Source organism: Sinobaca sp. TMA16-18 (assembly GCF_059510535.1).
The window spans coordinates 177792-192219 of the sequence record NZ_JCAKFM010000002.1 but is presented as its reverse complement, the minus strand read 5'-3'; the positions used below and the strand labels follow the sequence as shown (position 1 = coordinate 192219).

The 14428-nt window shown below is 46.2% G+C and carries 16 protein-coding genes; 7 read left to right on the top strand and 9 right to left on the bottom strand.

The genetic code is table 11. The annotated features are described in order from the left end of the window. On the bottom strand, positions 1-834 hold the full coding sequence (locus tag AC5W14_RS04710) for an AAC(3) family N-acetyltransferase (RefSeq protein ID WP_496059924.1): 834 nt from the start codon (positions 832-834) through the stop codon (positions 1-3). Positions 835-937: 103 nt separating this feature from the next. Between AC5W14_RS04710 and AC5W14_RS04705 the strand changes: the two genes are divergently transcribed. Beyond that, a complete protein-coding gene (locus tag AC5W14_RS04705; protein ID WP_496059925.1) occupies positions 938-2407 on the top strand; it encodes a DUF7309 domain-containing protein in 1470 nt (489 codons plus the stop codon). A gap of 138 nt (positions 2408-2545) precedes the next feature. Continuing rightward, positions 2546-3421, top strand: coding sequence for an SDR family oxidoreductase (locus AC5W14_RS04700; protein ID WP_496059926.1), 876 nt, complete (start codon positions 2546-2548; stop codon positions 3419-3421). Between the two features lie 19 nt (positions 3422-3440). Here AC5W14_RS04700 and AC5W14_RS04695 read toward each other — a convergent pair whose 3' ends face one another. The 3 genes from AC5W14_RS04695 to AC5W14_RS04685 all read right to left on the bottom strand — a co-directional run bounded on the left by AC5W14_RS04695 (position 3441) and on the right by AC5W14_RS04685 (position 5474). Continuing rightward, positions 3441-4073 carry an NAD(P)-dependent oxidoreductase gene (locus tag AC5W14_RS04695; RefSeq protein ID WP_496059927.1) on the bottom strand — a complete coding sequence of 211 codons (633 nt, stop codon included), beginning with the start codon at positions 4071-4073 and terminating at the stop codon, positions 3441-3443. Positions 4074-4134: 61 nt separating this feature from the next. After that, positions 4135-4548 (bottom strand): Rrf2 family transcriptional regulator, encoded by a 414-nt coding sequence (locus AC5W14_RS04690; RefSeq protein ID WP_496059928.1) that lies wholly within the window; start codon positions 4546-4548, stop codon positions 4135-4137. 101 nt (positions 4549-4649) lie between these two features. Further along, a complete protein-coding gene (locus AC5W14_RS04685) occupies positions 4650-5474 on the bottom strand; it encodes an aldo/keto reductase (RefSeq protein WP_496059929.1) in 825 nt (274 codons plus the stop codon). A 287-nt stretch (positions 5475-5761) separates the two neighbouring features. Here AC5W14_RS04685 and pgaC point away from each other — a divergent pair, with 287 nt between their 5' ends. Genes pgaC through AC5W14_RS04670 form a run of 3 tightly spaced genes read left to right on the top strand, consistent with a single transcriptional unit; the run spans position 5762 to position 8330 of the window. Further along, a complete protein-coding gene (gene pgaC, locus AC5W14_RS04680) occupies positions 5762-7021 on the top strand; it encodes a poly-beta-1,6-N-acetyl-D-glucosamine synthase (protein WP_496059930.1) in 1260 nt (419 codons plus the stop codon). Then, positions 6979-7443, top strand: coding sequence for a poly-beta-1,6-N-acetyl-D-glucosamine biosynthesis protein PgaD (pgaD, locus tag AC5W14_RS04675; RefSeq protein ID WP_496193802.1), 465 nt, complete (start codon positions 6979-6981; stop codon positions 7441-7443). The genes pgaC and pgaD overlap by 43 nt, the downstream gene beginning before the upstream one ends. Before the next feature lie 14 nt (positions 7444-7457). Continuing rightward, positions 7458-8330 carry a polysaccharide deacetylase family protein gene (locus AC5W14_RS04670; RefSeq protein WP_496059932.1) on the top strand — a complete coding sequence of 291 codons (873 nt, stop codon included), beginning with the start codon at positions 7458-7460 and terminating at the stop codon, positions 8328-8330. A gap of 45 nt (positions 8331-8375) precedes the next feature. Here the strand turns inward: AC5W14_RS04670 and AC5W14_RS04665 are convergent, their stop codons facing one another. Further along, positions 8376-11135, bottom strand: a complete 2760-nt coding sequence (locus AC5W14_RS04665) for a glycosyl hydrolase family 18 protein (RefSeq protein ID WP_496193801.1) — start codon at positions 11133-11135, stop codon at positions 8376-8378. Positions 11136-11153: 18 nt separating this feature from the next. Further along, positions 11154-11339, bottom strand: a complete 186-nt coding sequence (locus tag AC5W14_RS04660; protein WP_496059934.1) for a hypothetical protein — start codon at positions 11337-11339, stop codon at positions 11154-11156. Between the two features lie 93 nt (positions 11340-11432). Between AC5W14_RS04660 and AC5W14_RS04655 the strand changes: the two genes are divergently transcribed. Then, positions 11433-11663, top strand: a complete 231-nt coding sequence (locus tag AC5W14_RS04655) for a hypothetical protein (RefSeq protein ID WP_496193800.1) — start codon at positions 11433-11435, stop codon at positions 11661-11663. Positions 11664-11669: 6 nt separating this feature from the next. Further along, positions 11670-11864: a hypothetical protein gene (locus AC5W14_RS04650; protein ID WP_496059935.1), complete on the top strand. Its 195-nt coding sequence runs from the start codon at positions 11670-11672 to the stop codon at positions 11862-11864. A 56-nt stretch (positions 11865-11920) separates the two neighbouring features. On the opposite strand, the gene AC5W14_RS04645 is transcribed toward AC5W14_RS04650, so the two are convergent. The 3 genes from AC5W14_RS04645 to AC5W14_RS04635 all read right to left on the bottom strand — a co-directional run bounded on the left by AC5W14_RS04645 (position 11921) and on the right by AC5W14_RS04635 (position 14400). Then, on the bottom strand, positions 11921-12742 hold the full coding sequence (locus AC5W14_RS04645) for a carotenoid biosynthesis protein (RefSeq protein WP_496193799.1): 822 nt from the start codon (positions 12740-12742) through the stop codon (positions 11921-11923). A gap of 124 nt (positions 12743-12866) precedes the next feature. Beyond that, complete coding sequence (locus tag AC5W14_RS04640; RefSeq protein ID WP_496193798.1) at positions 12867-13790, bottom strand: aldo/keto reductase; 924 nt, start codon at positions 13788-13790, stop codon at positions 12867-12869. Between the two features lie 130 nt (positions 13791-13920). Continuing rightward, entirely contained in the window at positions 13921-14400 is a 480-nt protein-coding gene (locus AC5W14_RS04635; protein WP_496193797.1) for a GNAT family N-acetyltransferase, read from the bottom strand. Positions 14401-14428: the final 28 nt, after the last annotated feature.

The window sequence follows — 14428 nt, the reverse complement described above, 5'->3', positions numbered from 1 at the left end:
CTACTGCCTTCTTTTCTGTTGTTTTTTGTTTGTTTTTTTATCCTTCTGCTTAAACCAGCGAACCGCATAATTGACGCAGTCCTCCATTTTAAAAAGCCTGATATGGGCAGAGCCGATTTTGCCAAACCCTACGTCCTCTTCTTTTTCAAAATCTGCTCCCAGCTCCACAAATAACTCTTCCCTGAATTCAATATCTTCCCGGGCTTTCCAAATGGTTTCTCCATTTTCAATGACCGGGTGACTTGTTTTTATCTTATCCTGGTAGGTAATCCGGTATTCAGCCAGATGAAAACTTGTGTTGCTGTCAAATTCCACTCCCAGCAGAAGCACATACGCACCTGCTTTGTATAACTTTCCGAGGGGGCTGTTTTCTCCAAGAGCAAAATCATGGGGGTGGCCTTCCATTAGAACGTCTTTGTTTTTCCCCCAGGCAGCAAAAGAAACCGCCGGGTGACTGCTTCTTCTGACATTTTGAAAGGTACGGAAGGTTTCAGGAATGGTCCCCATACCGGATGAAGGAGAATAAGCCGGATGATATCCCGGCATATCCGCTTTCAGGCGGGCATGCCATTCTTCCGGGACGGGAGGATCATTCCATTCGTACGGATCAGACAGCATCGGGGTCTGGGTCGGCATCACAATGGTGCCCTCTTCGGTTACCGTATCCATCAGTGCCAGTATGACGTTCACAGCACCTCCGCTCACCCATCCAATGGAGGAAAGAGAAGAATGGACGATCAGCGTCATCCCTTCTTCTATTCCAATGGAGCGCATATCTTCTATAAGAGACTCTCTCGTTTGGAGCCTTTTTTTCGTATCTATCTTTTCAGTCATTGTGAACCTCCGGTGGTTGTGGTATTTTTAATGCTGTGTGTCTTTTATTTTACCGTGAGAAAGACCAGAAAGTATAGATATTAACAAAATGGAGGTTCTTTTTATGATTTATCAATTAAAACTGCAACTAAAGCAGAGCAAGCCTCCTGTCTGGAGACGTGTTCAGCTTGACGGCCAAACACCACTTGCCGATGTTCATTCTATTATAGCGACCAGCTTTCTGCTTGAAGAGAAAGCTTCTTATACTTTTTCTATAGAAAATACGCCGCTTGATCACGAAGCTTCCCTGGCTTCTGTTCTGAAAGAAGAAAAAGACCAGGCGCTTTACGAATCAGACGCAGACAGCGCAGCCGGCTACCTCGTTCAACTTGAAAAAATCGTGGATGCAGATTCAAAAAAAACATACCCGCTCTGCATTAAAGTAACAAAGCCTTTAGAACAGCACGGCGAAGAGTTCAATGAAACAAAAGAAAAACACCGCTTGAATGAAGCATTTGCCTCCCTGCAGGCAGCATCCAACCAAGGCGTGACGTCCGGCAGCAGCAAAAACATTGCTGTACCAGGTATTCCTTCGGCTGAGCAGGCAACTGCATCCGAATGGAAAAACCTCTTCGAACAAGCAAAAACATTTCATCGCCTCGCTCCATGGGAGCGGATCGAAGACCAGGAAATCTTTATTGTCCGGGATGAACAGACGGACGAAACAGCTTACTGCAGCATCCTGAAAGGAAACACCAGCGTGCACGGGATTGCCGTCTATCATGGAGAAGAAGGCAAAGACGCTCTTTACAGCCTTCTTCACGGAAATAATTACCAGGCACTACATCAAAAGTGCATCATTCTAACGTTTGACAGACAAGAAGACCTGGAAACAGACGATGCCCGCATTATTGAAGAAGCTGGTGCTTCCTTTGGCGAAGGACAGCAATGGCCCGTTATCCGCAGCATGCTGCCGGGTTACTATCCGTGGTTTTTAACTTCTTCGGAAGCCGTATTTATGGCGAAAGTGCTTGAACAGGCCGCTGTCATTGATGATCACGTTCGAAACGACGAGAACTTCCTCGAAGAAACGTCTAAAAGACAGCGCCGGGCCCGTCTATATACAGGCAGCGAATGGGTCGACACCGAGCTTCCTTTTACGTCTTCAGACGAGCCTCTCCGCTATACCGGAGGGTTGAAAGTAGACCAGTGGACAATGACCCGCCTCCAGAAGCAGCCGCAGATTAAAACAAAACTTGCGCTCGGTGTTTTTACACTTCCCAATGCTCTTCAAAGCGAAGAAGAAGAGCGTCCACTGCTTGTAGAAAGCTCTATCTGGTTTAACGCAAATAACGAAAAAATGATTGACCATAAAGAATTTCCATTCTTAAAAAGAGCAGCGTACCTGCAGAATAAACTAGTAAACATTATTTTTAACCATTTAAAAGGACGCCCTTCCCAGATTTTAGCCGCTGATCCGGAAATCTGTGACATACTCATGCCTGTCGCTAAACAAATTGGAGTCGAAGTGTATTTAACATCCAAACTCCCTCCAATGGAGAAATTGATGAAGCAGATGGCCCAGTCCAAATAATAAAAAAAACAAGGCAGATTTTTATATCTGAGCCTTGTTTTTTTATTTATAAAGCGGGATAGTTATAGTATATAAATGTCATTACTGCGCTTTTCTCTTTTTAGTACCCAGACTTTATAAAAAAGGAGGCGGCAGAAAATGAAAGCTTTAGAAGGCAAAATTGCGCTTGTTGCCGGTGCCACCCGCGGAGCCGGCCGGGGAATCGCAGTCATGCTCGGGGAAGCCGGGGCAACGGTCTATTGTACTGGACGAAGCACCCGGGGCGCTCCATCTGACTTGAACAGACCGGAAACGATTGACGACACCGCAGAAATGGTGACTGCTTACGGCGGTGAGGGTATTCCGGTACGAACGGATCATACGGTTGTTTCCGAAGTGGAAGCTTTATTTGAACGAATAGACCGCGAGCAGCAGGGCCGGCTCGATCTCGTCGTTAATGATATTTGGGGCGGAGAAAAATGGACGGAATGGAACACTCCCTTCTGGAAGCACAACCTTTCCAACGGCCTGATGATGCAGGAACGTGCTGTTCACAGTCATATGATTACAAGCTATTATGCCGCTCGGCTGATGATCAAAAAACGAAGCGGTCTGATCGTGGAAATAACGGACGGCACCGATTACAGCTACCGCGGCAATCTCTACTATACACTAGCCAAATCTTCTATTATTAATCTCGTTACTTCGATGTCCGAGGAGCTGAGCCCTTATAATATAGCTGCTGTTTCGATCACGCCGGGCTTTCTCCGCTCCGAGGAAATGCTGGATCACTTTGGGGTTAGTGAAAGCAACTGGCAGGATGCGGCTGTTCAGGATTCGCATTTTTCCCAGTCGGAGACGCCGTTTTTCGTCGGACGCGCGATAGCTTCGCTTGCCGCTGATCCAAAGGTTTTTTCGAAAACGGGCCGCCACCTTTCCAGCTGGGGGCTGTCCGAAGAATACGGCTTTAAAGACATTGATGGAAGAAAGCCGCATTGGGGCAATTACTACAAAACCATTAAACATATGTATTAGCCCCCAGGGGGGCGGGGAATTATTCTGCTTCCCCTACAACGGTAAAGCGTTCGTTAACGTGCTGCGGATGTTCTATTTCATCGAGTACAGCTGCTGCGTAATCGGGATAGCTGATATAGCTGTCCCCTTTTTTGTTTACAAGCAGGTGATCCTTCCCTTTTTCGTAAGAACCAGTTTTCACACCATCTGCATCAAACATGGCAGAGGGGCTCAAAAACGTCCAGGTGATATTTTCTGCTTTTTCAAGATGCGTCAACAGCTCTCCCATGCCGCCGGCCATCGGTTTATAAGCATCCGGGAACTCCGGCGTATCAATAAGCCGGGTCGTTTTATCTTTATCAACGTACAAGCTTCCTGCTCCTCCTACAACGAGCATCTTAGTATCGACTGCCTGCAGTGCCGGGATCAGCACTTCCCCCGCCCTTACATAAGGTTCTCTTTCAAAGGAACCAAACGCGTTAACTACTACTTGATAAGGTGCCAGGTCTTCTCCTGTAAGGTCAAATATATTTTTCTCCACTACAGATACATCGGCCGTATCGACTTTGGATGCATCCCGAACCATTGCCGTTACTTTATGTCCTCTGTTCAATGCTTCTTTTGTAATAAATTTCCCTGCTTTACCCGTTGCTCCAATAATTCCAATATTCATCTGTCATCCTCCTGTTTGTAACTATTTTTGTTACATTACGGTGGTAAAAAAAATCTCTTTCTTAAGAAAAGAGATCATTCATAATATTTTTCAGCGTTAAACCGGCCAATTCCTTTTCCATTGCCTGCTGGGCGCTGTGAAAAGCTGTATCGAGAGCACCTTGAATGTTTTTTCCCACCGGACAGTTCGGGTTAGGACTTGGATGTATCGCAAACAATGCCTCTTCTTCTTTCTGCACCGCCTGATAAATATCCAAAAGCGTGATTGCTTCCGGTTGTCCAGCCAGCGCGAAACCGCGGATGCCCGCCTGTGATTCAAGGAGCCCTGCTTTTTTCAGCATGCTTCCTATTCTGCGAATAACGACCGGATTCGTATTTACGCTTCCGGCAATATATTCAGATGTCAGCTGCTCTCTCGGCACCGTAGCAGATAGAGCCAAAATATGGACAGCTACTGAGAATCGAGTATTAATCATTTCTTCACCACCATTGTAACCATTATAGTTACAATATAATGTATTGTCAATCGTTTTGTTATTTCATAAAAAAAAAGCGCCGGGAAGGCGCCTTTCAATGATTATCGTGTATTCATTTCACTTGGAAGCGGTCCTTTTCTTTCCCCGCGGTCCAATTCGTTTAATTTCTGCATTTCTTCTGAAGTCAGCTCGAAGTCAAACACATCAAAGTTCTCTTCAATCCGGGATGGGGTAACGGATTTAGGAATGACAATAGAATTGTTCTCCAGGTGCCAGCGCAGAACAACCTGTGCCGGCGTTTTGCTGTGCTTTTGTGCGATACTCTGCACAGCCTCATCTTCCAAAACATCTCCACCCTGCATTAATGGGCTCCACGCTTCCACAAAAATATCATGTTTGGCACAGAATTCCTTTACTTCTTTCTGGGCAAGGTATGGATGGCATTCAATCTGATTGAGCACCGGCTTAACGTCACACTCATCCAACAGACGCTGCAGATGATCCACATCAAAATTACAAACGCCGATTGCCTTTACTTTTCCATCGTTATACAGCTTTTCCATTGCTTTATACGTATCGACATAATTATCAAATTCCGGTGTCGGCCAGTGGATCAAATAAAGGTCAACGTAATCCATACCCAATCTTTCCAGACTCTCGTCAAAAGCACGAATCGTATTATCGTAACCTTGATCAGCGTTCCATACTTTTGTTGTTATAAATAAATCCTCACGATTAATACCGCTGTTTTTAATTCCCCGGCCTACGCCATTTTCGTTTTTATAAATCATTGCTGTATCAATGGAGCGGTAGCCTGTCTGAATCGCTTTTTCTACTGCGGATGCTGCTTCATTGTCCTCAACCTGCCATACTCCAAACCCAAGCTGGGGCATGCTCAATCCATTATTCAATGTTACGTGCTGCATAGTATCGCTCCTTCAATTGATATTTCGAATCCAGAAATAATTATACCATTCCTTTTTCAAAGGTGCTTGTTCCTTGCTTACCAGGGTTTTTTTACGAAATTTGTTCGTTATAAGAAATTAATATAAATAAAATATATCGTTGTACACACTGTGATGAAAGGAAAATGTAAATACTTTCCCAGAAAAAACACAATACCCTGTTGTGTTTTATAAAGAACGAGTCTATACTATCGTTACGTTCGTTATAGAGTTTCATAAATAATTTTTTAAAGAACAGGAGATTGCGAATGCCCGCTTGGTTTGAATCATCTAATCAGTTTATACAATGGTCGTCCCCGTTTGTGTTCCTTGCTCCTTTTTTACTGTCGCTATTCTGGATAGCCGGAGCCTTAATTTTTGCCTGGTACAGGGAGCGCAGAGAGCCGCTCGATTTAAATGAAATTGATTGGCCTCATGTTAATATCTTAGTACCCTGTTACAACGAAGAAGAAACTATAAGGGAAACGATACGCCTTCTTCACGAACTTCCATATCCGTCTTTTGATATTATCGCGGTTAATGATGGAAGCAGTGATCATACAAGCGATGCCCTTCATGACCTTGTTGAACATTATCCGAATTTAAGAGTAATTGACTGCCTTGAAAATAAAGGAAAAGCAAACGCCCTCCATATGGCGGCTCATGCTTCCAACGCAGAATACCTTGTCTGTGTAGACAGTGATGCCATTTTGGATCCTTATGCAATTCACCACCTTGTCCGTCACTTCTTTCATAAAGGAGAAAGAGTCGGTGCCGTTACAGGAAACCCGAGAATCCGTAACCGTGATACGCTACTCAGTCGTATGCAGCTTGTAGAATATGCTTCTATTATCGGCTCCATTAAAAGAACACAGCGTGTTATCGGAAAAATCATGACCGTTTCCGGTGTTGTGGTAGCCTTTCGTAAAAAAGCACTCATTGACGTAAAGCTGTGGGACCGCGACATGATTACAGAAGACATTGCGGTCTCCTGGAAACTTCAGGCTAATTTCTGGGATATCCGTTTTGAGCCGCGTGCTTTGTGCTGGATGCTTGTTCCGGAAACCGTTAAGGGAATATGGAATCAGCGCGTCCGTTGGGCCCAGGGCGGCCAGGAAGTAATGTTCCGTTACTGGTACTTAATGTTCAGCTGGAAACACCGCAGACTTTGGCCGATTTATATCGAGCAGTGTATCAGCACAGTCTGGTCCTTTGCGTGGGTAACTGTCACCTTCTATTTGATTATGTTTTCCAACTCACCGCAGGATCTGCTTATCTGGCTGACCTTTACATCATTTGCTCTCGTGCTTTTATGCTTGATTCAACTGTTTGTTTCGATACGAATCGACTCTCAGTATGACCAGATTAAACGTTATTACTTCTGGGCTGCCTGGTACCCTATTTTCTACTGGTTTATTAACGCATTTGTTGTTGTAGCCGCTATGCCGAAAACAATTAAGTCCCGTCTTAAAGGAGGATATGCTACATGGAACAGCCCCGATCGTGGCCAGCGCAAAACCGATTCATAATACAGTCCCGCCAGTCTTACCTGGCATCTTTTGTCTCTATTATTTTGACTCTGGTGCTGTGGGCTTACAGTGCTATGGTCGCCTGGTTCTTTATCAGCGCCGCCTTGTATATTAACGATCCCTATTCGCGATTGTTAAAAATTACTTTTAAAATAACGAATGGCGAAATACGGGTATTCATGCTGAGTACGCTTGCTGCATTTGCCGTGATGGTCGCTTTGCTGTTGATCTGGAGAAAATACAATTACCACCGTTTCGGCTCTTTACGAAGAAGAAGCTATCCAAAAACATCTACAGTAAAAGACATGGCAGATCTGGAGCTTATGTCTAAAGAGGATATAGAAAAACTAAAAAGTTCACGCTATGTCACCTTTACCAAAAGTCCGGTAACGGAAATTCTTAAAGAGAGGAAGCGGTCATGAGATTGAAAAAAGGAATGAGCATACTTCTGGTTATTGCGGTTATAGGAGGAATGGCTGCATTTCTTATTCCCCATTACCAGGCTGAAAGCGAAAAAATTCACCAGCTTGAGGAACCGTTGAACAACGACGGGTGTCTTGGTCTGAACTATCACCGGATAAAAGACAGCAACGCTTTTACTAAAGGCGTCGAAACGATGACCAATTCTGATGAACTGACAACGTATACGGTTTACTCTGACGACTTCGAAGATCAGCTCGATAAGATGATCGAAGAGAATGCCACTTTTGTTACTCCGGATGAACTTCGTGAGTATCAGGAGCAGGGGGAGTTTCCTCCCAACTGCGTATGGATTTCTTTTGACGATGCAGATAAAAGTATTGTAGACGAAGCTCTTCCTATACTCGAAGAACGGGATATACCTTTTACTGTATTTGTTATTTCCGGCCAGGTCGGCGAATACGATTTTGAAAGCCAGCCGCTTGCGGACTGGGGAGACCTCAGAACCCTCCGCGACAGCGGACTGGCCACAATCGGCTCGCATACCCATGATCTTCATAAGCTCGCTGAGGAAAATCAAGACAAAGCTATTTTCCTAAATGAAGAAAATCATGATATGTTTGCGGAAGACCTTGCCAAAAGTGTAGACGTGCTTGAATCTGAACTCGATATTGAAGTAACCGAGTTCGCTTATCCGTTCGGAGCAGGCTCTGAGGAGCTTGCAGATATTTCCAGGGAACAAGGCATGGAAGGCACTCATATCCTTGCCCCCCGGGTAATTATGGCTGATGAAGACCCGCATTGGACAAACCGTATTCTACTGAGTACTCCATTTTACGAAGAAAATATTGTGCCGTATCTGGAAGAGAACAACCCAGAAGCATCATAACGATACAAAAAGAGAAAGCAGCTACGCTGCCTTCTCTTTTTTTGTTTACCATGGAAGCCACTTTTTATAAAAAGGCTTTTTCTTTTTGTCAGTGGTTTTGTTTATATGAAAATAATCCAGCACGTCCCCGTCATCGGCTTTCCATATGCCGATACCCCCATATCCCCGGGACCGTGCCGTCCGCTCGGCCCTTTCTATCGTAAGAGGCGACGAAAAATAGCAGGCCGCCTCTTCTGTTTCCCAGAAGCATTCCCCGTCTTTGTATTCTTTAATATACGCTTTATGAAGAACCGCTTCTGCAACCGCTTCATGGGTAGTCACATACCTGCCTTGAAAGGAGCCGTCCTCCTGCTTTGTCCATATGCGGCCAAACGCATTCACACCGACCAGAATTTTTTCTCGATCTTTTTTTCTGATCGATTGGTCCACGTAATCATACACCTTCTGATGAAACGCATCCGGGGCGTGGGGCTGAGGAGGCTCATCGTCCACCCCCTCCGTGTAGGACATGATTTTCAAAGCATCTACGCGTTCCGCCAGAAATCGATAATCCGCCCAGCCGGTCCATTCCTCCAAATCATAGGAAGTACCGGTTACAGCCGGAACCGTTTGATGCAGCAGCCTCTCCTTCCGATGAAGAACGGAGGCTAATTCGGATATAAACTCATTCATCGCCTCCCGGTCCCCGGGATACACCCACTCCAGATTAATGGTGACTCCGTCCCAGCTGCCTTGTTCGCAGATTTCTGCAATTTGAGTAATATAAGTAGATCTATTTTGAAGAACGCTGTGAGCCACAGCTCCATCCGGTTCATCCAGTTCAAAGCTGAAATTGGAAAACACAAGCAATACAGCCGCTCCATGGTCTTTCGCCGCCTGCTTATCTTTGTCATTTATGCGGCCCGGCTCAATGTGTCCGTCATGTTCAAAGTAATACGTATCAAAAGCAGCATACGCAAAAGAGTGGCGCCGCAGCACCGCCGTTCCGGCTGCATCGTATTCAATGGATATCTGCCTCGGGGGCTTTTGCTTCCGCTCCGATTTCTGATGGAAAAGGCCGCCCGTGTAAACATCCAGCTGCCGGAGAATCGACGCGTTGTCTTCATCTCCGTATACCATAAACCTCGGAAGGGCATAGCGGTCATGCCGCAGTCCCGGTTCGGCTGGTTCTGCCTCGGGACGAATGCGTTCCGGATAAACACTCCACCCCGTCTGCAGGTTTTCTTCTTCGAGAACCTCCCGGATTACAGGGTGTACTGCGGTTCCCGCTTCCTTCCATTGAGGATAGTAGGCACCAAACGGAAAACAAAAACCATCCGCCTTCCGCTGTTTGTTTCGTACCGCCGCTTCCATAAAAACAAAAGGGCTTGTATCCTGTCTTACTGTTAGAAAACCCTCTTTTTCGGCAGGAAGCCCTTTTGTTTCCAGCGTTACTATATAGGTTCTTCCTTTCTGAAACCTGTATGGTTTTATTGCCACTTCCTCTTCTTCCCATCCGGGAACATAAGAAGCGGCTTCCATGCGGGTTCCGTTCTCTAATTCCTGGATAGTAACGTTCATTCTGAATGGATACCAGGAGCCTTCCGGGCGGCCCCAGTTGAATTGTAGGAGCTCCCCTGTGAAATCAGCCGGGGCTTTGTAGGAAAAAACAGCCTGTATTGTGTCTCCAGCCGAATCTGTGCCGGCTGTGCCTTTTTCGATCGGATGCTTTTGTTCTATTTCTCCTTCATGCCAAATCCACTCTGCGTCCAGGTACGTTTCCACTGCAGAAGTCCAACGCTGCATATCTTCCCGGATCAGCTGCTGATAATTCCGGTCGTTCATCGGCGAACCTTTGCCGCTGCCGAGTATCCCTAACAGTTTTACCGGCCAGGGATTACCGGCTGTGAAGTCCGCGGACACGTCCGTACTAAAGGCGGTGCTGTTTTGTTTGGTATTGAGCCTCGCATGCGCACGAAACATACCGGTGCCTTGACTACTGGTAATAAAGCGGACGGTCGTCTCTTCTCCGTGCTTTACTTTTATGTTTTCATTAAAAGAAAACACCGTCCAGTCATTTTCCGTCCAATCCGGTGAAAGAGGGCCCTTAAATACGGATGTTTCATTTATCCGTATCTCCACCTCTGCCTCGTAAGGCTTTCCGACATGCCCGCAGGCAAATAGGGTAAGGTCCTGAACATCCGCAGTTTCCACCGGTTGAAAGGTAATGGAGGATTCAATGGGCCGGTTCGCTTCCAAATCCGTGCCGAACAGAGGAAAGGCCAATGAGTCTTCCACCAGCCTTCGTTCATATACTTTCGGCGTTTCTGCCTCTTCTTCCCAAATCACAATTCCGTCTTCCATCCACGGCGGTCCTTCCAGAAAAGGCACCCCTGCGGCTGTCCCCTCTTCTTTATTTAATACATAATGATGGGCATCATACGTATGATGCAGCAGTTCAGTCCAGCCGCTCTGCACATAGGCTGCGAGCTGAGCCCACGATAAGTACCCTTCTTCCGGTACGCGCTTTCGCTGTCTTGAAGCAATAACCGCAACACCAAAGGGAATCTTTTCTTGTATGAGCCACTGCGCGGCCGGGTCCATGCTTTTCAGAGCGTCATCAAAATGAATGACAGCCGGTGGAGGGCCGGCGGGGCGTCCCTCGTACCATGCTGCAAACTCTGAAGGGTGGATAAATATATAGCCTTTGTCCCGCAGCATGTTTACTTGTTCTTTTATATCACCAATATAGGAAACCAGCTCATCCGTTTCGCTTTTATCCTCTGTCACGCCGTGATAGCATAAAATAACCGGATATCTGTTCATGGCGGGCCTTCTTTCTTTTTATATCGTATTCTTCTTTTTTACCCATACGCTGACGGCTAAAAACATAATTCCGGCCATAACATGAGCAAGTGTCCAAAGAATATTGCCGGTGAAAAAATAAACAGCCGCCCCGAGCCCAAGATTCCACACGCCGAGCAGAATCCAGATGACTACGAGAAAGATCTTAAATTTACTATGCTTCATTTTTTTCCTCCTTTTCTTCTCCACTTCTGTTACGTATTTATACACGATTAATGGTAAAATATTGGTATTCATACTGGGAAAGAAGGAATACCCATGTTACGGATGCTGCTTTTCCCTCTGCTTTCTTTCATTCTTTTAATGTGTCTGACCGGAACGTATTTATTACTCGATCCATATGAACAGGCTCTTTTTTCGCTGCTTTCCAGAGATTTGCTTCTGCTGTTGACAGGCGGGGCTCTTGTTCTTTTTTTATTTTCCATGCTTCCTGTTTTCACAGCGCTCTATAAAAAGCGCAGCAATTCAAAATCCCAGCAAAAGAGGTGAAAATAAATGGATTCTTTCATTATATACGTAATTCTGGGATTTATTTATTTCCTGGCTGCTCTTGCCGTCGTTGTTTTCCTGCTCGGAAGCCAGCCTATCGCAGCCTTTGTTATTCTCGCAGTGCTTGCTGTCACCATCTATCCTGCCAAAAAAAAGGTGGATGGCTGGAACAGGCGCTGGATCGACAAAAAACAACGCTGATTAAAAACAAGCAAAGCAGGCTCCCGTCTGCTTTGCTTGTTTGTTTCACAGCTTGATCACCGGACACGGCTTAAGCGCCGTCTCTGCGACAGCTTATGCCCTTGAATGATAATAACGGTGCATACGCCAATTAACAGCAGGCCGATCGCTGCTGCAAGCCACAGCCCTCCAGCCGCAGCAAGAATTGTAAACATCGCCGTCATCAAGACATAAACAACAGCAGCCCTCGGTTCCCAGTAGGCGGAACGATTCAGCTTAAAGCCGGCATGATTGCGCAGGACGAAGAACAAAAGCGCATGCATGAGGATGCCAATAATAAACCAGCCCTGGAAATTAGAAAAAGGAATATCATAATACCAGCCTCCTTCATTCCACAGCCAATATTCCTGGAGCTTGTAGTTAACCGGATCGAGTACAAAATCAATGCCGACTACCAGTAAACCTCCCAGAAAAATAAACCCCGGCGCCCGGCGCCACCTGCTTGCTGTTGGAAGCAGCCAGTATATATACTTTACGATGTTGTGCGATGTCGCTACAATCGCCACCCAGGCGGCACCAATTGTAAGCGGCACGCCAAGAATCATAATTCCAAAATCAGAATTGTACTCGTAGCTTCCGAAAAACAAGTTATACTGGACGCCGATCCCTTCCAGCGTCATTGAAAAGAAGAAAATAATCACTGCCAGTACAGTACCAAGCGCCGTTCCGTAGGTTCTCGCCAGGTAAACAGCACCGATCAGTCCGGCTCCCCATAAATAAACAGCGTTGGCCCATTCCAGCCAGGACGGCACAAGATCAAGCAGCAGAAGAACGACACCAATACTGTACCAAACTAGAAAAAAACGAAACAACCAGTGATCCCAAGCAGTATTTCTCATCTAATACCCCGCTTTACCTATGTATTGTACTTTCTCTAATATACAGAAGCCCCCGTTAGAAGAAAAGCAAAGCGCCGTTTGAGACAAAAGAAAAGATCCCTGCATCAGCCGGGACCTTTTTCGTTTACTTTGAAACAGCCTGCGGATGATTGTCAGTAACAATATCCAAGTCTGCAGCTTTTGCGTTCGCTTCTACCTGCTCCGGATTTTTACAGCCGGGAATTACGGTGGAAACAGCCGGGTGCTTCAGGCACCATGCCAAAGCCCACTGAGACATGGGAACACCTTCCGGTACTTCCGTATTATACAGTGTTTCTACCATTTCCAGCTTCCGGCGTGTCTCTTCTTTGTCGTGCCGGTGACGGACATCGTTGTCGGCAAAGACCGCGCCGGGCTTATACTTGCCGCTTAAATAACCGCTTGCCATAGGAACGCGGGCCATGACGCCAAGATCCTGCTCTTCGCAGAGGGCAAATACTTCCTCTTCCGGTGTCCGGTCGAGACGGTTATATACAATCTGCATGCTTTTGGCTCCAACGTGTGTGGCATGCTTTGTCTGATACGTATTATCATTCTTGCTGATGGACAGGCCGATATGCCCTATCTTGCCGGCTTCCACCTGCTTATCAAGCATCGTCCACAACGCGTCATTATCAAATTCTTCATCCACGCCGGAATGAAACTGATAAATATCAATATAATCGGTGCGCAGGGCTTTCAGGGAATCCTCCAGCTGCTTTTGCACCTCTTCTGCATCATAATGGCGGGTACGCTCATACAAATCATGAAACTTATGACCAAACTTCGTGGCGAGCACCCAGCGCTCCCTGTTATTTTCAATGGCTGCTCCTATGAATTTCTCAGATAAGTGATCTCCATAGCATTCTGCCGTATCAATAAAGTTGATGCCGGTTTCCTCCGCTTTGGCGAAGATGGCATCTACTTCTTTCTGTTTGTAATCGACGCCCCATTCTCCCCCAAACTGCCACGTTCCCAGACCAATAACAGATACATCTAAATTTGTTTTTCCTAATCTCCGGTACTTCATATTATTCGCTTCCTTTCTGTGCTGAAAGTCTTTTCTATTATATCTTCCCATAAAAGCATGTATCCACACTTTTCCTGCTGTATGCATTAGAAAAAAACACGCCCTGCTGCGGCGTGTGTTGTTTCTTTCATTAAGACGTTTTCTTTATGCACGCGGAGCCTTCTTTTGCCTGCTCCAGACGTGTCAGGATGATCCCGGGAGACACTTCGAGTTCCTCGGCCTCCTGAAAACCGGTGCTTTTATAAAGCGAGAGTGCGGGTTCATTCACACTTCCGGTACATACTGTAGCAAGGTCCCAGGAAGGCTGGCGGAGTACAAAATGGACGAGCTGCCTGCCGATGCCTCTTCTAAAATATGAAGGGGACACGACCAGACGACAGAGTTCAAGCATACCATCTTTCAGCTGGTAGGAGACCAGTCCAATCACGATACCGTCCCGTTCATAGCCATAAAAAGATTCCCCGCACGTTCTGAGAGCGGACTCATTGTCGCGCATAGGGGGAATATCATCTGTTTCCATCATATCTGCTTCAATCCGATAGGCCGTACGCTGCAGTTCCAAAATACACTGTGCGGTATCAGCGTCTTCCAAATCTAATGGAATAATCATATATCCGTGCTCCTTGTCCGTTCGCGAA